The 20,352-nt window shown below is 41.9% G+C and carries 16 protein-coding genes; 4 read left to right on the forward strand and 12 right to left on the reverse strand.

Annotated elements, in window-relative coordinates; all coding sequences use genetic code 11:
- Window positions 1-180: 180 nt before the first annotated feature.
- The 6 genes from G563_RS0125970 to G563_RS0125995 all read right to left on the reverse strand — a co-directional run bounded on the left by G563_RS0125970 (window position 181) and on the right by G563_RS0125995 (window position 11,667).
- Window positions 181-3,534, reverse strand: a complete 3,354-nt coding sequence (locus tag G563_RS0125970; RefSeq protein WP_028667902.1) for a VCBS repeat-containing protein — start codon at window positions 3,532-3,534, stop codon at window positions 181-183.
- Window positions 3,535-3,582: 48 nt separating this feature from the next.
- Window positions 3,583-4,251: a hypothetical protein gene (locus G563_RS0125975; RefSeq protein WP_157585613.1), complete on the reverse strand. Its 669-nt coding sequence runs from the start codon at window positions 4,249-4,251 to the stop codon at window positions 3,583-3,585.
- 155 nt (window positions 4,252-4,406) lie between these two features.
- Entirely contained in the window at window positions 4,407-6,260 is a 1,854-nt protein-coding gene (locus G563_RS0125980) for a RagB/SusD family nutrient uptake outer membrane protein (RefSeq protein WP_028667904.1), read from the reverse strand.
- Between the two features lie 20 nt (window positions 6,261-6,280).
- Window positions 6,281-9,805 (reverse strand): SusC/RagA family TonB-linked outer membrane protein, encoded by a 3,525-nt coding sequence (locus G563_RS0125985; protein ID WP_229598571.1) that lies wholly within the window; start codon window positions 9,803-9,805, stop codon window positions 6,281-6,283.
- A 56-nt stretch (window positions 9,806-9,861) separates the two neighbouring features.
- Window positions 9,862-10,878 (reverse strand): FecR family protein, encoded by a 1,017-nt coding sequence (locus G563_RS0125990; protein WP_028667906.1) that lies wholly within the window; start codon window positions 10,876-10,878, stop codon window positions 9,862-9,864.
- Window positions 10,879-10,986: 108 nt separating this feature from the next.
- Entirely contained in the window at window positions 10,987-11,667 is a 681-nt protein-coding gene (locus tag G563_RS0125995; protein WP_037328261.1) for a sigma-70 family RNA polymerase sigma factor, read from the reverse strand.
- Window positions 11,668-11,849: 182 nt separating this feature from the next.
- On the opposite strand from G563_RS0125995, the gene G563_RS0126000 reads away from it, so the two are divergent.
- The 3 genes from G563_RS0126000 (at window position 11,850) to G563_RS0126010 (ending at window position 14,094) form a co-directional block, all read left to right on the forward strand.
- Complete coding sequence (locus G563_RS0126000; RefSeq protein WP_229598572.1) at window positions 11,850-12,320, forward strand: ATP-dependent zinc protease family protein; 471 nt, start codon at window positions 11,850-11,852, stop codon at window positions 12,318-12,320.
- A 112-nt stretch (window positions 12,321-12,432) separates the two neighbouring features.
- Window positions 12,433-13,335, forward strand: a complete 903-nt coding sequence (gene rimK, locus G563_RS0126005) for a 30S ribosomal protein S6--L-glutamate ligase (RefSeq protein WP_028667909.1) — start codon at window positions 12,433-12,435, stop codon at window positions 13,333-13,335.
- A gap of 51 nt (window positions 13,336-13,386) precedes the next feature.
- Window positions 13,387-14,094, forward strand: coding sequence for an NUDIX hydrolase (locus G563_RS0126010; protein ID WP_028667910.1), 708 nt, complete (start codon window positions 13,387-13,389; stop codon window positions 14,092-14,094).
- Between the two features lie 4 nt (window positions 14,095-14,098).
- Here the strand turns inward: G563_RS0126010 and G563_RS0126015 are convergent, their stop codons facing one another.
- Complete coding sequence (locus tag G563_RS0126015) at window positions 14,099-15,883, reverse strand: MutS-related protein (RefSeq protein ID WP_037328263.1); 1,785 nt, start codon at window positions 15,881-15,883, stop codon at window positions 14,099-14,101.
- 47 nt (window positions 15,884-15,930) lie between these two features.
- Window positions 15,931-16,230 (reverse strand): hypothetical protein, encoded by a 300-nt coding sequence (locus G563_RS0126020; RefSeq protein WP_028667912.1) that lies wholly within the window; start codon window positions 16,228-16,230, stop codon window positions 15,931-15,933.
- A gap of 202 nt (window positions 16,231-16,432) precedes the next feature.
- Between G563_RS0126020 and G563_RS0126025 the strand changes: the two genes are divergently transcribed.
- Window positions 16,433-16,948 (forward strand): acyl-CoA thioesterase, encoded by a 516-nt coding sequence (locus G563_RS0126025; protein WP_028667913.1) that lies wholly within the window; start codon window positions 16,433-16,435, stop codon window positions 16,946-16,948.
- A gap of 3 nt (window positions 16,949-16,951) precedes the next feature.
- Here G563_RS0126025 and G563_RS0126030 read toward each other — a convergent pair whose 3' ends face one another.
- The 4 genes from G563_RS0126030 to rpoN all read right to left on the reverse strand — a co-directional run bounded on the left by G563_RS0126030 (window position 16,952) and on the right by rpoN (window position 20,284).
- Window positions 16,952-17,245, reverse strand: a complete 294-nt coding sequence (locus G563_RS0126030; protein WP_028667914.1) for a putative quinol monooxygenase — start codon at window positions 17,243-17,245, stop codon at window positions 16,952-16,954.
- A gap of 36 nt (window positions 17,246-17,281) precedes the next feature.
- Window positions 17,282-18,064, reverse strand: a complete 783-nt coding sequence (locus G563_RS0126035; protein ID WP_028667915.1) for an enoyl-CoA hydratase/isomerase family protein — start codon at window positions 18,062-18,064, stop codon at window positions 17,282-17,284.
- Window positions 18,065-18,085: 21 nt separating this feature from the next.
- Window positions 18,086-18,724 (reverse strand): hypothetical protein, encoded by a 639-nt coding sequence (locus G563_RS0126040; protein ID WP_028667916.1) that lies wholly within the window; start codon window positions 18,722-18,724, stop codon window positions 18,086-18,088.
- A gap of 105 nt (window positions 18,725-18,829) precedes the next feature.
- On the reverse strand, window positions 18,830-20,284 hold the full coding sequence (rpoN, locus tag G563_RS0126045; protein WP_028667917.1) for an RNA polymerase factor sigma-54: 1,455 nt from the start codon (window positions 20,282-20,284) through the stop codon (window positions 18,830-18,832).
- Window positions 20,285-20,352 lie beyond the last annotated feature (68 nt).

The raw sequence follows: 20,352 nt of genomic DNA on the forward strand, positions 1-20,352 counted from the left end.
CCAGGTATTATCACCCTCAACGACGGAATTAAACAATTTAATAATATCTATCTAGGCTTTAAGATAGCACAGAGAGATATGTATAAACCGTAGCTCCAGAAAGTGGAAGGGTTGGGATGAGGTTGAAACCAAAGAATATTTTGTGGCCTGTTACTTTTTAGACAGCCTTTTCTTGTAAGGTTACCGTAAAGTATAACTTGCGATTTTCTGTTGATTGACTCCAAAATAAAGACTGTTGTTGATGTTTAAGATACTTCGCACTTCGCCAGTCAGATTGAAACCTGACCTAAGTTGGGGTATATAGCTAAAGTTATTGTTGCCATTGTTGTGAAGCAATATTCCCAAATTAGCATCATATTGACCCAACCGCAAACGCGTACGAAGCTGATTTCCGCAAAGTAATAAATCTTTTTTCCCGTCTTTGTCATAGTCAATGACTGCTATAGCGTGAACAGGTGACATTTGAACCTCAGTAGGTAATGGCTTAACTACAAATTTGCCATTAGCGTTTTGCTCAAACAATGTAGTGGCGAGGTGATTGGCTTCTAATCGCGTGGCTCCTTCTAGCTCAGAGGCCCCAAACATATCTTTGAGCGTAGCGTCGGCGTAAGTTTTATAGTCGGTATAGCGTTTACCCATGATAGGAAGTTGACCAATCATTTCATCGCGGGTGATGTACGGATAGCTCTTGCCTTGAATATAGGTACATAAAATGGGATCAATGCGCCCATTTTGGTCAAAATCCTTGAAATACAATTCGGCAGGCTGTTGAGGAGAGGCTTTAATCTGGGAGTTAAGTCCCAAATTCCCTACCAACAAGTCTTGTTTGCCATCTCCATTCAAATCTTCCACAAGGAGTTTGTTCCACCATCCATTGTATTTCTTATCAAAATACTTATCTGTTTTATCTTCCAATTTACCGTTGGTTTGTTCAAAAACCATGACAGGCATCCATTCGCCTACCACAATAAGTTCCGATTTTTTGTCACCATTGAGATCAAGCCAAGCGGCATCAGTGACCATTCCTACTTTTTGAAGGGTAGGAGCGAGGGACGTAATTGCATCTTTGAAATTGCCTTTGCCGTCGTTGATGAGCAAAAAGCTAGTAGGAATTTCGGGGTAACTTCCCGGCACTACGCGTCCGCCCACAAATAAGTCGGGTTTTTGGTCGCCGTTGATGTCGGCTACTCTTACGCAGCTTGTGCTAGCAAGCATAGAAGGCAGGGCCGCGGGGTTTTTGGTAAAATTGCCTTTGCCGTCATTGATATAAAGAACATCTTGCAGAAGAGGGTCGTTAGGGGCAAAATTGGCATAACCTCCATGACAGACGTATAAATCAAGAGCGCCGTCTCCGTTGGCATCAAAAAACAAAGCATCGCTTGCATCACTTTTGGCATCGGCTTCAAAGGCGGCTTGTGGTTTTTTGGTGAAACTTCCTCCCTTTTGTTGGATAAAGAGTGCCCCAGCTTGCCCATTGCCTCCTCCTACAAAAACATCTTCAAGACCGTCACCATTCACATCTCCTTTTGCCATAGGAGGGCCAGGATAAGATTGGGGATTGACCATCAGTATCTGACGCTTAAAATCGTTGAAACTGGAAGCAGGCTGAGTGTAAGCAATCTTCGAAGGTGTTTCTTGGAAAATAGGAGCTACCTTATTGGGTTTAGAAGGAGTTTCGGTAGCATCTTTTTCCTTGAGGGTGAGCCATTGATTGGTTTTGAGGTTAGTGAGGCGTTGTTGTTTGCCATTAGGCCAAACTATTTTTAGGGAGTCCACATTAGCGATTTTTCCTAGGCCAAAGTGCATAATACCCGATACGCTCGACTGATAGCCTCGCATGGGCATTTGCTCCAAGTATTGAACTTGTTCTTTTTGATAAATAGTGATTTTTGCTCCAATGCCTAGCCGGTTCATGCTACCTCCCTCAAGGCTTATTTTGAGATAATGATGCCCGAGTTTTTGTTGGGCGTCGTTTTGGTAAATGAAGGCAGGCTGATTGATATTATTTACGACAAGGTCAAGGTCGCCGTCATTGTCCAAATCAGCGTATACAGCCCCATTGCTATTGGAGGTTTGAGCTAGTCCCCATTGAGAGCCTACATTTTTGAAAGAGAGGTCTTTGTTGTTTTTGAATGCATAATTGACGACGTTGGAGGCCGGCATTTGTTGGACTAAATTCAATACATCTTGGCGGCCAATATTGGCTTGATTTTGTTGAAAATCATTCATGTATTTCAAAAAATCAAGGTTGGTATAGTCGCGCAGGTAGCCGTTGGTGATGTAGAGATCTTTCCAGCCGTCGTTGTCATAATCTGCAAAAAGTGCCGCCCAGCTCCAATCGGTATTGGAAATTCCGGCCAATTGACCAATTTCGGAGAAAAGAGGTGCGGGAGTTTGGGTAGCGCCTTGATTGAGCTGTAGCATGTTGCGCATGTACTGTTTATGAAAGCCCGAGCGCACTACCATATCAAATTTCTCATAGTTGTCGGGAGCCATGAGGAGTTTTTGGCGACGATTGTCTTCGGGGAGCATATCAAGCGTAAAAATATCAGGGGTGGCGTCGTTGTTAATATCGGCCACGTCGTTGCCCATCGAAAAATGAGACGTATGCCCTATTGAGGCGGCTAGTTGATTGGTAAAGCCCCCTTTTTGATTATTGATATAGAGACGGTCAGGAATCGTGTAGTCGTTGCTGATATAAATATCGGGCCAGCCGTCTTGGTTAAAATCCCCGATTCCTGCTCCCAATCCGTACGAGAGTGCCGAGCTATGGATGCCCGATTGTTTGGTAACATCCGTAAATCGTTGCCCTTGGTTCTTAAAAAGTCGTGAGCCACTGATTTCATCTTCTATTTTTTCTAGCTGAGCACTGCTCGATTCGTTGAGTACGGGCAAAGATTTGATGTTGTGATTGAGCAAAAACAAATCTAAATCTCCATCGCGGTCATAATCAAAGAAATAGGCATTGGTGCTAGAGGAAGGGCTATCAAGCCCATATTCGGCTGCTTTTTCGAGAAAAGTCGGAATACCTTGGGCATTGTTGCCTTGATTGATAAAGAGTTCGTTGGTTTTTTTTTCGGGGGGCAGATTGCCCGAATGACACACAAATATATCCAGACGTCCGTCGCCATTGACATCCGCCATCGTAACGCCTGTTTTCCAAGGGCCTTGGCGACCACCTGCTCCCGAAGCCTCGGTAATGTCGTCGAAGGTCATTTTACCTTTGTTGAGGTAGAGCTTATTGGCACTAAGATTGGCCGTAAAGTAGAGGTCGTCGAGTTTGTCGCCATTGAGGTCTCCCACCGCTACTCCGCCACCATTATAAAAATATTCGTACATCAATACGTTTGTGTTGAGTCCTTCGGTGATGATGTTCTGAAAATCTACGTGTGTTTGCTCGGGAGTAAGGAGGGTAAAAAGAGCAGGTTCGTCCCTTGTATCGGCTTCTTCATTTTTTTCAGAAGAGGAATCTTGGCAGCCGATAGTGGTCAATACAAGAAAACTTAGGACGTAAAAAGAGAAAGGGAGCTTCATGGAAATTAAAAATCGAGTTGGGGCAATGACCAGAATGTAAAATAAGAATTAAGGTAATTGATTACAAAACTGAAGTAAATTTTTGAGACTGTCTTCATCATAAACATCAATAGGGTGCTCTTTAAGGTATTTTTCGATGGTAGATTTATGCTTTGGAAATATCTTATAAATATTTGATTTACTAACTTTATAGAAGCGATTATTAACATCAATAAAAAAATAAGTTTTTGTTTTTGAAAATACTATATCTCCTTTTGTTTCAAGTTTTTGGACGGAGCCATTGCCATGAGAAAAGACACTATAATTTCTGATAGAGCCAGCTCCTGATGATTGTTGATAAGCTCCTTGTTTTTCGAGGCTAGCGATGCGAAATACTTGCTTAACTCCAAGTTTGGCGGTAGGGGTATCCAGCATTACCTCTACATACCCAATGTCTTTATTATAATAAAATACAATATCGTTGATTTGAATATTTTTGATAAGATACTCATTGGAAAGCGAAAGCGTATCTGAGTTGGGGGCAATAAAGTGCATTTCTCCCAATAAGAGATTATAATTAAGTTTCGCTTTACTATTGCCGCCAGTCAAGAATGATACTGTTCCTTCCTGAAAGGCTGGTAAGCGATAGCGGTCTGTGAAGGCGACTTGTTTTTCAATCTCTTTCTCTGACTTAATTTTGATCAAGTTAGGGTTTTGAGCCGCAAGGGATAGGGTCATACAAACTCCAATTCCGGTTATTAATAATTGTTTGGGCATATCCGTGATATGAAGATGAAATTATTATAACTTAGAAAGGCACGTTCTTAAAAAATCTATGCCTGTGAGAACCACAGGCATAGATAAGATTACTCAAAAGATGGTGAATTGTAATATTAATAGCCAGGGTTTTGTACCAACTTGCTATTTCGGTTCATTTCATCGCGATGGATAGGCAAGAAATATTGCTTATCTAGCCATGCGCGGTTTTCTTTACCAGGGTCGATTTCAAATACTTTGTAAGTATAATCGTAGCTAGTTGGGTCGTATTTATAAAGCGTCACGCTCTTACCAGCTTTAAGAGTACCGGTCACGTTGATACCATTTGCTTTGCGGCCTAATGTAGTAGGTGCAATCATCCAGCGGCGCGCATCGTGGTAGCGTTGTTCTTCAAGATACATTTCGATGCGTTTTTCGTTTCTCAGACGCTGACGCAGAGCATCACCCGATTCGGTAAGAGCGGGCATTCCAGCGCGGAAACGGATTTTGTTGAGCCAAGTACGGGCTTCGGCATCTTGACCTAACTCGATGGCAGCTTCGGCATAGTTGAAGACAGCTTCGGTATAGCGGAACAAAGGCCAAGGTACTTGTTGCCAAGTATTTTGGTCTACAATTGCAGGGTTTGGATCAATAAATTTACGTGCATAATAGCCAGTATAAGTACCGTTCCAGTCCTCTACCGATGATTTGCGAGTATCCAATCCGAAGAAAGGAACTTTTGAACCACCACTTACCACTTCATAAGTTCCGGTTTGGATTTGGTTGGCAGGGTCTTTTGAGGCTACGTCGGCAGTACGAGGTTTCCAGTTAGAGCCATCATATAAGATCGAAGCGTAGAAGCGAGGGTCACGATTGTCATAAGGCTTGGTAGCGTGATCGGCTTTATTCCAATCAAATTTGGTACCATCCATCATTTCATAATCATCAACCATCAATTGGATAGGGGTGTTGCCAGCCCAGTTGTGGTAGCCATTAGGTCCATTAAACAACCCTTGGCGGCCACCGTTTTCTTGTTTGGCATTGATGAAGTAGCGTCCTAAGATGAGTTCTTTTTCGCCACCATTTCTTGACATCGCAATATTATGATAGTTAGTAGTTCCTTCGTCTTTAGAAGCAGGTTTGTCCAAAGCAAGTTGGTAACCTAAGCCACTTATATCCAATACCGCTTTAGCGGCATCTTTGGCTTTTTGCCAGCGTTCAGCACGACTACCGCTTGTATATCCAAGTATTTCTGGTTTAGAAAATGCGGCCAAAACAGTTGATTTAGCTTTGGCAGTGGGTACATCATACAAATCACTAGCGGCATAAATCAACACACGAGATTTAAGAGCTAAAGCGGAAGCTCTCGTAGCCCTACCTGCGGCCAATGACTTGCCATTGAGAAGGGTAGCGGCTTCATCGCAGTCTTTTACGATGAAGTTTACACATTGTTCAAAAGTATTACGCTCTGATAGGTAGTCTGCTTCTCCCAATTCAAATGGACGATCCACTAGAGGTACACCACCATAGTAGCGCAATAGTTGGTGATAGTAATAAGCACGCAAAAATTTCGCTTCCCCTTTCAAACGTTCTACCAAAGTGGCATCATTGAATTGTGGTTTTTCCAATTTACTCAGTGCTAAGTTACAGGCACGAATACGTGAGTACATGTTGGCCCAACTCAAAGTTCCGTTGATCCAACCTGGGTCAGCAGGGTTTGAACGTGACTCGGTAATAGTTGTAATACCACGACCAGGGTGAGTAAAAATGGTCTCATCGGTCAAAGAGGCGAGCATTTGTTCATCAAATCCTCCATTACCAAAACCTGCGTAAATTTCAGTAACAAACGCATCGGTCAAGGCACCATCGGTCCAAACTGTCGATTCCGACAATTGATCGAGAGGTTGGGTGTTGACAAAATCACCGTTACAACCTGCCAAAACCAACATGGCAGAGAGAGCAGTGACTGATATGTATTTTAGTTTTTTCATATTTATTTCAAAAATGTTTGTTAGAAAGAAACTGTCAAACCAGCATTAATGATACGCTGCTGAGGATAATATTGACCAGTTGATGAGCTTGATTCAGGGTCAAATGAATCAAAGTTGGTGATAGTGAAAAGGTTCAGGCCGTTGAGATAGATACGAGCATTTCCCATACCTACTTTGCTTGTGAGCACTGAAGGAATAGCATATCCAATCTCAAAGTTTTTGAGACGGATATAATCAGTGCTTCTAAACCAGTAGGTGTTGTTTCCTGAGAAGTATTGGTCGCTACGGTTAGCAATACGAGGGTGTACGCTGCTTGGGTTTTCTACCGTCCAGCGGTCTCTGTACATGCTGTAAAGGAAGTTACCGATGTTACCCATTTCACCGGGGCTTACGTATTGTTTAGCACCTGCTGAGCCTTGGAATAGGATATTGACATCGAAACCTTTGTAGCTAGCAATCAAGCTCAAACCTCCTTGAAACATGGGGATGTTGTTGAAATTGGTACGAACTTGGTCGTCGGGGGTGATTTTGCCATCACCATTGTAGTCCACATACTTCATATCACCTGGGCGGAGGGTATTTACGATCGCTTTGTAATCAATTTTATTTTCATTGATTTCTGCTTGGTCTTTAAATACACCGTCATAAATGTAAGCTTGTACGGTGTTCATAGGCTTACCAGTCGTGCGTTGCCATTCAGGAGCCCCAGGAGCTTCGTCCCAGAAAAGGATTTTGTTTTTGGCATATCCTCCGTTTACGCTTACGTTGTATTTGAAAGCACCTGCTTGGTTGCGATAACCGATGTTGAATTCCCAACCTTTGTTAGCCACTTCTCCGATATTTTGTGCTGGTAAAGAAAGCCCCGTTGATTGAGGTACGGAAGCGTTTTTAAACCACAAGATGTTGGTACGTTTGTTTGAGAAAACGTCAAATTCGAAGTTGATTTTTCCATTTAACAATTGACCTTCCAAACCGATATCAGCATTATTAGCGATTTCCCAAGTGATAGAGTTGTTAGGAACACGTGTTTCGTACAAAGTCTTAGTTTCAGTATTGTTAATGATATAGCTACGGAAACCATAAGTAGACAAGTACTGATAAGTAGCAAGAGTAGAAGTGTTAGGAAGATACACTTGGTCGTTACCCATTTGTCCGTAAGAGGCGCGGAGTTTCAAGTAGTTGAATACAGGCAAAGATTTTTTGATAAAATCTTCTTCAGACAGTACCCAGCCCACCATGGCACCAGGGAAGAAACCATAGCGTGTAGCTTCAGGGAACATATCTGAACCGTCGTAACGCCACAAGAATTCAGCTAGGTATTTCTCTTTGTAGTTGTAAGCAACCCGACCAAAGTAGTTCAAACGAGCGCGTTCGAAAGCACCACCACCGTTGTTTTTCTCTAAGTCACCACCTGCAAAGATTTGGTCAAGGGCAGGAGAGATAAAATAACGACGGAAAGCGTTGAAGTTATCACCTTGGATAGTCTCTTTGTTGGTTCCAGCCAAGAATGTTAAACCATGTGCACCAAAAGTACGCTCGTAGGTAAGAATACCTCCTAGAAGGATATTGAGCTGATTTTCGTTGGTCAAAGTAAGGCGTGGCTCGGCAGGTCCGCGTTTACTAGCAATCAATTTGGGAGTTACGCCATCGGCTTCAAAGCCAGTACCACGCTCATATAGAGTCCAAGGAGTTTCCCAACGACGCATGTTGCGCGACAAAATGTCGATAGAGGCAGTTCCTGTAAATTTCAGACCTTCTACGCCAGGGATTTTGATGTCGAGTTGTCCATTGGTTTGAAGATAATTACGTTTGTCTTTGTCATAGCCCGTGGCATTGGTAGTAATTACAACGGGGTTTTCACCGTTTTCAATGTCAGGGCCAGGGCGTCCGTCAGGCCAGTAAGCAGGCTGTTGGGGTTTGCCACGCATCAACATCCTAAAAATCGCACCAGCACCTTTGGTAGGGAAGAAACGAGACTCTTGGCGGCCAGTTACCCCCATATTCAAGTTGATGTACTTGTTTACTTTGGCATCCAAGTTGATACGGAAATCATACTGCTTATAGCCCGTGGCTGAATTGATATAGTTCCCGTCTTGGTTTTGATAGCCCAAAGAAGCTAAATACTTCACGTTTTCCGAACCACCATTCAATTGTACATTGTGGCGAGTTTGAGGCGACCATGTTTTGAGGGTAGCGCCATACCAGTCAGTATCAGGGTGTCCCCAAGGATCTGAGCCATCACGGTATTTTTGGAAATCTTCAGGTTGGAAAGGGGCTTTACGTTGAGCACCAGCAGCGGTAGTATATACTCCTGTTGATTTGTAAGCCGCAGTAGCAGCCGCCCATTCGTTAGCAGGTAATCCATAAATATCCAAGTCATTGAGCATCTCAGTGTATTGAGCAGCATTGGCTAGCTTGGGCAATTGGGTAGGCTGTGACCAGCCTTGGTTAAATGAGTAAGAAAGCTCAGGCTTACCAGATTTACCTCTTTTGGTGGTAATCAAAATTACCCCGTTGGCAGCACGAGCACCGTAGATAGCAGCCGATGCATCTTTCAAGACGGAGATAGTTTCGATATCGGCAGGGTTGAGGCGGTCCAAACCACCGGCACGACCAGGGATACCATCGATTACGATAAGGGCGTCGTTGTTACCAAGGGTGTTTGAACCACGGATACGGATACCCGCTCCGTCGTAGCCTGGCTCACCACTGCGGTTGGTAGCTACTACCCCAGGAAGACGACCTGCGAGAGATTGTGAGAGGTTGACGGCAGGCGATTTTACCAAGTCACCTCCTTTTACACTTACAACCGACCCCGTTACAGTTTCTTTTTTCTGAACACCATAACCCACCACGACTACCTCATTAAGGGCTTTCACATCTACCATCAACGTTACGTTGATGCTATTGCGTCCATTAACAGGAACTTCTTGTGGAAGATAACCGATAAATGAGAACACCAAAATAGCATTATCGTTGGTGAAGTTTAAAGTATAGTTACCGTCGTTGTCAGTTACGGTTCCAAGCGTAGTACCTTTTACCAATACGCTTACTCCAGGAAGTCCCTGACCTTGTTCGTCAGCTACTTTACCTTTTACTTGTGCCAAGGCAGTTTGCGTACGGGTGGCAGTTCCTTCGGGAGTGAGGTTAGGATTGAGAGAAGCGGTTAAGTTTCCTACTGCTACCGTAGGAATGGCACTTTGCTTCTCAACTTTTCCCGAACGAGTCACTACATAAGAGCCGTCGCTACTTTTACGATACCCCAAACCCAATGGTTTCAATAGTGTCTCGATGTTTTTTTCGAGTCCTTCCTTATAGTTAATCTCATTTGCTGATACAATATAAGGCTCAACCATTTGGTCAGAAAACAAAATGTCTACCTTATAGTGATGACGTAAGTCGTTTAAGACTTTTTTCAAGCTTTTGGTCCCTTTCCTTTCAGGAGCAGGGGTATGGTGCGCTAGAGGAGAGCGCTCCATGTTTTGTGCTTGACTAATGGGCTGCCCTACCATCATTGCTGCTAGGGGGACGCCAATTAGCCTCATTTTGTAGCTCATTTTTGTCATAGTAGATAAATAAATTAATTGTTAGTTAAGATTGGTTAATGAATTGACTTGAAGATTACTTTTTTGTCTTTCTGCTGAATAGAAACTGGTAAAATTTCGGATAGAGCCGTTAATAACTCTTCGGCATTGCGGGCTTGAAATGAGCCAGACAAAGAATAATCAAGCAATTCTTTGTCTTCAATTTGGGCCCGAATACCGTAGTTGTTTTGAAGAAGTGTAACAATTTCTTTTAGGTTAGTTTTGTCAAATACAAAGCGATTGTTTTTCCAAGCGGAATAATTTTCGGGATGCATTACTTTTTTTATTTCCATGTTTCCCTTATCGGTAAGGGATACTAAATCCCCAGGTTTCATGGTAAAAAGCTGTGGACGTTGATTTTTGGAACGATACTGAATATTGACCTTGCCTTTGGTAAGTACCACTTTTGATTGATTCTCCCGTGCTAAAACCGTAAACTCAGTTCCGAGTACTTCTACATCAAACGAAGCGCCTGTCTTTACTAAAAATCGTTTGTCATCTTTGGTATGAACTACTGAAAAATCCGCCTCTCCTTTCAAAAAGATAGTACGGGTAGAACTCCCAAAACCAAAGCGTGGAACACTCAACGACGAATTAGCATTCAAGGATACTTTACTACCATCTTCTAGGGTAAAAGATTGGGTTTGACCATAATTGGTAGTATATGTTTTGGTGAAAATTTGCTCTTGATAGAGCCACAGAGTTACGAGCGAAATAAGTAAAAAACTTGCAGCAGCCAACTGTATACTCCAAGTCCACCACGGATTTCTTGGCTGTCTTTTTTCAATGGCGTCGGTGGGCTGTTCATTAGTTAAAGAAGGCATCTCTAGTTGCTTATGGAACCGCTCTATGCCTTCAGGCAGGTTTGCCTGATACATAGGTCTGCTCAATTCCCATTCATGAAGACACAAATAGAAAAACTCTTCGTTGGAAGGGTCTAAAGCCCATTCTTCTATTTGAGAGCGTTGAATAGCTGTAACTTGACCAGCAAAATAATCAAAAAGAAGGGGTTTCGTAACAAAGATTTGTCTCACAAAATGGTATTTTAAGGGCTTTTAGTATTACTTTCATAGGATAGACACATGTGCTATCTACAAACCCTTATACCAGATTTAAAAATTTTTAGAAAAAGATAAATTTTGTTAGAAATCAGCCAATAAAGCGGTGACAAAACTCAGTATTGTAATACCTTTTGCTCTCAACATATCTCTGAGTGTGTGATTCGCTTTTCTAATCTGAACTTCAATCGTGCGCAACGATAATTGGAGTATATCGGCGATTTCAGCATATTTTTTACCTTCAAACCGATACATCAAATAAATCTTGCGTTGTTGTGAGGGAAGGTTGCTGATTGTTTTTTCGATTTCTTGATACAGTTCTTCGTATTGAGTAACTAAGTCGGGCTGAGAGATGACGTCGTCAGAAGAATTTTCTAAAATCTCCAAGCCTGTCATACGTTTTGATTCCCTTTGCAGATAATTGTAGGCACGGTGGCGTACCGTCTTGTACAAATAAGCTCTGAAAGAGGTCGTTACTTCGCGATAGGTTTCTTTGGAATAAAATTGATAAAAGATGTCAGATACTAAATCTTCAGCGATGGTTTTGGAATAAAGAAACCTCACTGCATGACTACAAAGGGGCTGATAGTATGAGCGATAAAGTAGCTCACACCCAAGTTGAGGGTTAGATTGAAATGCCTGACGAATAAAAAACTCTACGTCTGTGGGACTTTCTACCTCCTCAAATGCATTCACTTCCTCATTCAAAATCCGCACCGGACCATCAACTGTAGGAATAGAGTTGTAATCGATACTAAGGCTCATTTTTAGGTTAGTCAAATATTACTGTATGTAAAGTTACAATTTTACTGCAATTATTACAATTTTCTAGGTGTTATATTGACCAAAACTAATGATAAATTAGCTTACTTTAAGAAAATGTCAATATACTGGAACCCTTTACCTTATCTTAATGTATCTTTGACGATACGATAGTTGCCACGATAGTGAAAACAAAAAAGAAAAAGCTTAAAACTGTAATTAGACCCAAAAAATGGGTGATTGGCCGTAACGATGTGGTAGATTTTCCCGATTTAGGGATAACGGATGTACGGGCTAAAGTAGATACTGGCGCATATACTTCAGCGATTCATTGTTATAAAGTACAACTTATTAAAGAAACATTGACTTTTTATTTACCTGCGCACCGTGGCGAAAAACATCAAAAGTTTGAAACTAATCATTTTGAGTTAAAAGCCGTCAAAAACTCTTTTGGACAAACTGAAATGCGCTATGTTATTAAAACAAAAGTTGCATTGTTTGGTAAAATGTTTGTGACCGAATTTTCGCTTGCTGACCGCCAACAAATGCGATACCCAGTTTTGATAGGCCGCAAATTGCTTCGTAACCGTTTTGTGGTAGATGTAAGCTTAGAAAATGTGTCTTACTCTCAGAAATTACTCTCTACTTCTGTCTAGATTACTCACTTGACTGATTAACAAAATCGTAACATTATTTCACCATACTTCCTTTTAATTTTGCCGCGTTTGCTTATCACACAAACGGAATTTTATTGACTATCAATTAATTATGAAAATTGCGATTCTCTCCGCTAATTCAAAGCTATATTCTACCAAAAAACTGTTGGAAGCTATTCAAAAACGAGGACATGAAGGAGTGATTATCAATCACTCGCTATGTCATGTAATGATTGAAGAAGAAAAACCAGTACTTTTATACAACAACCAAATTATTGAGGGAATCGATGCTATCATCCCCCGAATAGGCGCCTCTGTGACTGATTATGGCTGTGCGGTGGTCAGGCAGTTTGAGATGATGAAGATTTTTACCACCGTGAAGTCGCAGGCTATCATGAGGTCTCGAAACAAACTCAGGAGCCTGCAAATCTTATCCAAAGCAGGAGTTCAAATCCCCAAGACGGTTTTTGCCAATCAGACCAAAGATATTGACAATTTAATCAAGCTTGTAGGAGGGCCTCCCGTTATTATCAAACTACTAGAAGGAACCCAAGGCGTAGGGGTCGTCTTGGCCGAGTCAGGCAAAGCCGCCAAATCGACTATTGAGGCTTTTTATGGTCTGAAAACCAATGTGTTGATTCAAGAATATATTGCTGAATCCAACGGGGCTGATGTGAGAGCGTTTGTGATTGGAAATAAAGTAGTGGCGGCTATGCGTCGGCAGGGACAGCCAGGGGATTTTCGGTCAAATTTACACCTCGGCGGAAAAGCAGAGACCATCGAGTTGTCACCTGAAGAAGAAAAAGCTGCTTTACAATCTGCTAAAGCCTTGGGACTCAAGGTAGCTGGCGTAGATATGATTCAGTCGAATCGTGGACCAATGATTATGGAAGTCAATTCGTCGCCTGGCCTTGAAGGTATCCAAAAAACAACGGGCATCAATGTGGCAGACCTCATCATTGGGTATATTGAAGAAAAAATACCCGTTGATGAAGGCGACACTATTGGGGTATAAAGTAAAAAATACTAATTTTCGTCTTCTTACCTATGATGAAAATAGTACTATATGCTTGATAAGGCTTCTTACAACAAACAGCCCAAATGTCTTGTGGCTTTGGATTCTATTATTTTTGGATTTGATGGCGAGCAGTTAAAAATCTTGTTGGTAAAAAGAGGACCAAACCCTACCCTACAAACATGGTCTTTGATGGGTGGGTGGCTTGCTCCTAACGAAAATCTGGAGCGTTCGGCAGAGCGGATTTTGTTTGAACTAACGGGACTCAAAAATGTCTACTTAGAGCAATTGTATACCTTTGGTGATGTGGATCGAGACCCGATAGAGCGAACTGTATCGGTAGCTTATTTTGCACTGATTAATATCGAACACATCGACTCTACGCTCTCGCAAGCCTATCATGCGGAATGGTTTCCGGTAAGCGAGATGCCCAAAGAACTACTTTTTGACCACCGCCAAATGATAGATTTGGCCATCAATAAGCTACGGTATAAGGCCGCTTTGCATCCGCTTGGGTTTGAGTTACTGCCCGAAAAATTTACGATTCCGCAGTTACAAAAGCTCTACGAAGCTATCTTTCAAACTACTTTTGACAAGCGAAATTTTAGCCGAAAAATATTATCGACACGCTTGTTGGTCAAATTGAAAGAAAAACAAAAATCATCCAAAAAAGGAGCTTATTTGTACCAAGTCGATCAAGAAAGATACGAAACCTATAGTAATTCCTTCTTGAATTTTGTTTCAAATTCGGCATTTTAGTCCTCTAAATTTTAATGCCAATTTGTTGCATCAATGCTGTGGCATTAAATTCTTTGCAAGCGCCTTCTTGCAGTTGATAGTCAAACAGAAGCTTCCCGTCTTTGAAAGTAGAATAAAAACTGTGATTGTGGACGAATGAATGCTCATCTGCCATTTGGCTTAATTCCAAATCATGAGTAGATACAAAACCTGAGGCATTGGACTGATGAAGTTGAAGAATCAAGGCCTCGGCTCCCCGATGACGGTCAGAAGAATTGGTCCCTTTGAGGATTTCATCTAAAAAATAAAAAACAGGTACACTGCCCGTTTGAGTGAGTTCGAGCAGGGCTTTGAGGCGTTTGAGTTCTGCATAAAAAGAAGAAGTGTTTTCTTCAAGAGAGTCTTGCGTACGCATACTCGTAAAAACCCTGACCAAAGAAGTATCCAAAGATTTGGCACATACTACCGACCCTGTAAGTGCCATCACTATATTGAGTCCTACGGTTCTGAGAAAAGTACTTTTTCCCGACATGTTTGAACCCGTGATTAGATAAGTTTGGCCTACATGGTTGGCTTCAAAATCATTAGATACGCGCTTAGAAGCCGATAAAAGTGGATGCCCCAACTTGGAAGCTTTAAAATGAAAAGGGCGCGAATCAAACCTAGCAAAAGGAAGCTCAGGATGGGCATAGGCGTAGCCAGCGAGACTACTGAGCGCTTCAATTTCCCCCAACGTTCCTAGCCAAGTTTCTAAATCGTGCTTATGTACTTTTTTCCAATCTTCTAGCTTGGTCATCCATTGCAAATCCCACAAAGTAGGCAGGCCTATAGCCAACATAAAATAAGGATTAAGCCTAAAATTGAGGTTCTCGGTATATTGGGCTAGTTGGCGGATAGAAGCCGAAGCAGTTTGATTAGAAGAAGTTAGTTGTTTTTGTAATTGCTTCAGTTTATCAGCTTTGAAAGGTTGCTGTTCGATTTGGGATAAAATATGCCCGTAGGCTTTGAGTGTGTCAACGATTTGTTGGGATTGTTCGGCATAAAGCTTCACCGATGCATTCAATTTACTCAAAATATAGCCATGAAAGCCCAAGAGAAGGATGACTATTACCCACGGAATCAAATCCATGAAAGCCCCGATGATTAGGCTTATTGAGAATATAGGTAGTAGTCGCCAACGACGCCATCTTACAATAGATTGATTTTCGCCCGCTTGGAGCCAATTTTGCAGAAAATCTGGTGATTGAGATACTTGCTTTTCTATCCGGGCAGTAGCCTCGATGCTCTGCCGCCATTCAAGTAGGGGCGTAAGTTCTGCAATAGCAAGCTGACGCATCGTGATTTCGATAAGGTCAGAAGGCGCGAGCAGCCATTTAGCAAGGGTCTGCATACCAGGCTGAGTATGAGCGCGATTGAGTAGCCGAAAAAGCGAGTGCTTTCCAAAAATATCTAAATCTGTACAGTAAGGATGATGAGTTGGGATAAAATTTTCGCCAGTCTCAGGGCGCAAAAAAGCTAGTGAAAGGCGGGCGATTTCCTCGTGATTGATATCGGCCAAGGCTCTTTGTAAATTCCTTTTGTGGCTAACTTGCTGGTGTTTTTTGAGTAAAATTCCAAAAAGCAAGATACCCACTAGCCCACATATAATGGCTGCCACTAAATATGATTCGTACAATAACCAACACAAGGAGATAGTACCTACAAAAAACAGCAGCCTCAGCCAAGAAAGACGTTGATAAAGTTGGTGAAAGGACTGAGCGCTTTGGTGTGAGTGAGTTTGAAGTTGAGTAAAAGTATCGAAAGGTGTCACGGCTGTAATTTTTCCCCAAAGATAAGCATATTGCTTACCAAAGTTGATTAGTTTAAAGAAAACATAGGCAATTTGACGGCCGTGGCGGTATTGTTAAACATCAATTCAAAGATAGTAGGGTGCATAAAATCAATCAGTGGAAACTCCGAAATAATCTCCATTACATCAAATTCGTTGTTGGCATTGACCACGCACCAAAGCTTAGAGCGATCAATAGACAACGAATAGGCAGTGATTTTGCCACTTTCCATCAACTGATTGATTTTGAGGCGTTGATGGGGGATTTTAGCCAAAAAATCTTCTGGCATTTCTCTTGGCAATACAAATTCGACCATGAATTGACTCATAACATATACGAAGTTATTGGGAAATTCAAATACTTTATTAACAGATGTACGATATAGTGCTTAAATAACATACCTGTGAGTGAAATGGTTCGGTGGATTGTGGTTTAGGACTTTAGAATTAAATTTGTGGCCTCTTTCATAATACTTATAAATAAAATCATAAGACCATTTACTTTTACATACATCAACAACTAACAACTTTATGCCTCAGCCTAAGTTTGCTCGCGAGTCCCACACCATCATGACCGAAATGGTTTTACCTAATGATACCAATACGCTCAACAACCTCATGGGGGGGCGACTACTACATTGGATGGATATTTGTGCGGCTATTGCCGCTCAAAAACACGCCAACCGTACCGTAGTGACTGCCTCGGTAGACAACGTATCTTTTGCTGAGCCTATTAAACTAGGTAATATCGTGACTTTTGAGGCGCAAGTTACACGGGCTTTCAACTCTTCGATGGAAGTACATATCAAAGTGAGCGCTCAAAATATATCGGCGGGCGAAAAGGAGGTGCATACCAATTCCGCTTTTTATACTTTTGTGGCGGTAGATCAAAGCGGAAGACCGATTGAAGTAGCTCCCGTAGTAGCCGAAACAGAAGAAGAAGAGAAGCTGTATCAGAGCGCACTACGACGCCGGCAATTGAGACTTGTGCTCGCTGGACGTATGAATCCAGCCGAAGCTACCGAACTGAAAGCACTTTTTGGATAAACACTACACTATTTCGCTACTTTTAGAAGAAAACGCAACAGGCTTATCTGCAAATAATACTTTTGTTTTGCTCCAAGTGTTTCTAAACAACTCTGAATTGCGATAATCATTGAGGGCGTTATCATCTTCCCAATGACTGTGAGTAACAAATACATTGGGAAGAGTATAATCTTGCCATAGCTCTAAATGATGACAACCTTTCATGGCTCGGATTTGGCGTTTTGATTGTTCGAAAATGGCTAAAAATTCGCCTACTTTTTCGGGAACAAAAGTCATTCTTACAATCCTGATGAGCATTGTCGTAGTAATAGTAAAATGAAAGGTTAAAACATCTTATTTGCCTCGGTATTTGGCTTTTCTTTTCTGTAAAAAGGCCATAATCCCCTCACCAGCGTCATAGGTATGGCTCAGTTTTTCTTGCGATTCGGCTTCTAGTTCAAGCATTTCATCCAGATTAGAATAAATCGACTGATTGAGGGCTTTTTTCATCGCTCCGATTGCCTGCGTGGGAGCATTTCGATAGTAGGTAATCACTTCACAAATCTCAATATCTAGCTCACTAGCTTTCACTACTTTGGTGATTAAACCAAGCTGAGCCGCCTCGGTGGCGGTGACTTTACGGCCCGTAGAGGCAATTTCGAAGGCGCGCTGCATCCCTACAAGTCTTGGTAAGAAGAAGGTAGAACCGGCATCAGGCATTAATCCAATATTGATAAATATTTGACTCAAATAGGCAGTTTCGGCGGCAATCACCACATCACAAGCAAGTGCTAACGAACATCCTGCACCTGCTGCGACGCCGTTGAGCCGACAAATCACTGGTTTGGGGATAGAACGAATAGCCAGAATCATGGGGTTATAATACTGACGAAGCGAATCTCCCAAATTGTTATTATCGCGCATACCTTCTTTGAGATCTGCTCCTGAGCAAAAGGCTTTATCGCCAGCGCCTGTTATGACCACTACTCTGATGGTGCTATCGGTAGCTGCGGCGGTGACGGCAGCTGTAATCTCCTGTAATAACCCCGTGTTGAGTGCATTATAGACTTGAGGTCGATTAAGAATGATTTTTGCAACTCCGTCGTTGATTTCAAAAAGAATATGCTCGTAGTTCATCATAGGTAAAATTTAAGTTTTTCAAACAAATTGCCATACAGTAAGCAAACTTACTAAAATTCCGAGTGATAAACCTGCTATTACTTGCAAAGGTGTGTGAGCGTTGAGATAAAGACGCGCGCTAATTAAGAAACCCACGAGTACAGTCAGTATTACCAAAGGATATAGAAGTTGGGTTTGAGAAAACTTAACTGCTATTCCCAAAATAGCACCAAAACAGCCTCCTATACCTACTCCGTGTGCACTGATTTTCCAAGAGAGGCTAATAATTCCTACCAATAGGATAGAAACCGTAATACTTCCCAAAACAATTCCGATTTCGGGGGATATTTCTGAAAGAGCTCTCAATTGGACAGTAAAAAAATAAGTAGATAGCGCATACAAGAGGGCTGTCACAAAATAAGGCAGCCGTCGGTCGGCTAAGTCTTGCATATGCAGGCTCTTGATATACTTGGCTCGATAAAGATAATAGATAGTGAGAGCAGGCAATACAAAGGTAGTAATACTCACAAATCCCAATAAAGTGATACGTAAGGTCGGGTTTAGAATATCTACCCCAATCACAGAAGGCGCAAAAAAAAATAAAACGCCCAACAGCAAAGTGGGCATCAGTAACGGATGAAGGACTACCGAAAATACCTGAGCTAAACGCGTATTCAAGGGATGACTAAAACATTAAAAGTGAGTATAAGCGAAAAAATCGTTACAAAAATAGAAATTCATTTGTAACGTGTCGCTATTACTTTTTTATGTAGTCCTCTCTTTTTAAAGTTGTTTTCTCAAACGCGCCACAGGAATGTTTAGTTGTTCGCGGTATTTGGCTACCGTACGGCGGGCAATGTTGTAGCCACGCTCGTTGAGGAGTTTCTCAAGTTTGTCGTCAGATAAAGGATTTCCTTTGGCTTCGTTTTCGATAAGCTCTTTCAAAATTGATTTTACTTCGCGGCTACTAGCATCTTCGCCATAGTCGGTTGAGATACCTTCAGAGAAGAAATATTTGAGGGGATACACCCCAAACTCAGTCTGAACGGCCTTGCTATTGGCTACCCGTGATACGGTAGAAACATCCATTTCAATCAAAGTGGCGATATCTTTCAAAATCATGGGTTTCAAGCGTGCCTCATCACCTTCCAAGAAAAACTCATATTGGTAGTTGACGATGGCATCCATCGTACGTTGCAGGGTATTTTGGCGCTGTTTGATGGCATCAATGAACCATTTTGCGGCGTCTAATTTTTGCTTTACAAACGTGACTGTTTCGCGGATATGACGATTAGACTTGTCGCTTTTGTCATAGGTGTCAAGCATTTCGGCAAACGAACGACTGATACGAAGCTCAGGAGCATTTTTTGCATTAAGATGTACTTCTAGCTTGCCATTGTTGTTGTTGACCCAAAAATCAGGCAACAGGTACTGGGCTAATCCATCTTCTCCTTCTACCGAGCCAGGCTTAGGATTGAGCTTTGTAATAAGACTAATGACGCATTTCATTTGATGGTCATTAATACCTAGCCTTTTTTGAATTTTTTCGTAGTGTTTTTTTGAAAATTCTTCAAAAAAATCTTCTATTACTTTAATCGCATACGTGACATTGGGGTCGTTGGGGTCTTTGCGGTCTAGTTGTAGCAATAAGCACTCTTGCAGATTACGAGCACCGATACCCGGAGGGTCGAAGGTCTGGATTTTTTTTAGTACTTGCTCTACTTCGTCGATACCACAATAAAATCCTTGAGAAAAAGCCAAATCATGAACAATCGCCTGCAACGAACGACGAATGTAGCCGTCGTTTTCGATACTCCCTAGCAACTGCATCCCAATGATGTTTTGGCGGTCGTTGAGTCTCAAAAACCCGAATTGTTGCATAAGGGCATCATGCAAAGTGTGAAGGGTTGCGATTGGCATTTCGCGTTCTTCTTCGCCAAAAGAACCGTCACTATGCATTTTATAGCCTGCATATTCATCTTGATTTAGGTAATCATCAAGGCTAATATCATCACGTTGATTGTATTCATCGTCATAATCGTCGTCATTGTCATCTCCATACTCATCTTTATTCTGTAACTCCTCATCCATTCCCTCTTCCAATGCTGGATTGATTTCCAACTCTTCCTCTACTCGGGTTTCCAATTCCGCAGTTGGAATTTGAAGTAGCTTAATAAACTGTATCTGCTGAGGCGAAAGCTTCTGCTGTAAAGTCTGGTTTAGGCTTAATTTCTGCATGATGGCTTTTGGGTTATAGAGAGTGTTCCATGCGATTTGTTTTGCGTAATCAATCTACAAAAGAGCCT

Origin of the sequence: Runella zeae DSM 19591, from assembly GCF_000423565.1 — a bacterium.
GTDB classification, from domain to species: domain Bacteria; phylum Bacteroidota; class Bacteroidia; order Cytophagales; family Spirosomataceae; genus Runella; species Runella zeae.

What these genes read in the sequence shown, in the direction of transcription:
- G563_RS0125970 (WP_028667902.1), bottom strand. Translation starts at nt 3,534, where the DNA reads ATGAAGCTCCCTTTCTCTTTTTACGTCCTAAGTTTTCTTGTATTGACC.
- G563_RS0125975 (WP_157585613.1), bottom strand. Translation starts at nt 4,251, where the DNA reads ATGACCCTATCCCTTGCGGCTCAAAACCCTAACTTGATCAAAATTAAG.
- G563_RS0125980 (WP_028667904.1), bottom strand. Translation starts at nt 6,260, where the DNA reads ATGAAAAAACTAAAATACATATCAGTCACTGCTCTCTCTGCCATGTTG.
- G563_RS0125985 (WP_229598571.1), bottom strand. Translation starts at nt 9,805, where the DNA reads ATGAGGCTAATTGGCGTCCCCCTAGCAGCAATGATGGTAGGGCAGCCC.
- G563_RS0125995 (WP_037328261.1), bottom strand. Translation starts at nt 11,667, where the DNA reads ATGAGCCTTAGTATCGATTACAACTCTATTCCTACAGTTGATGGTCCG.
- rimK (WP_028667909.1), top strand. Translation starts at nt 12,433, where the DNA reads ATGAAAATTGCGATTCTCTCCGCTAATTCAAAGCTATATTCTACCAAA.
- G563_RS0126010 (WP_028667910.1), top strand. Translation starts at nt 13,387, where the DNA reads ATGCTTGATAAGGCTTCTTACAACAAACAGCCCAAATGTCTTGTGGCT.
- G563_RS0126020 (WP_028667912.1), bottom strand. Translation starts at nt 16,230, where the DNA reads ATGAGTCAATTCATGGTCGAATTTGTATTGCCAAGAGAAATGCCAGAA.
- G563_RS0126025 (WP_028667913.1), top strand. Translation starts at nt 16,433, where the DNA reads ATGCCTCAGCCTAAGTTTGCTCGCGAGTCCCACACCATCATGACCGAA.
- G563_RS0126030 (WP_028667914.1), bottom strand. Translation starts at nt 17,245, where the DNA reads ATGCTCATCAGGATTGTAAGAATGACTTTTGTTCCCGAAAAAGTAGGC.
- G563_RS0126035 (WP_028667915.1), bottom strand. Translation starts at nt 18,064, where the DNA reads ATGAACTACGAGCATATTCTTTTTGAAATCAACGACGGAGTTGCAAAA.
- rpoN (WP_028667917.1), bottom strand. Translation starts at nt 20,284, where the DNA reads ATGCAGAAATTAAGCCTAAACCAGACTTTACAGCAGAAGCTTTCGCCT.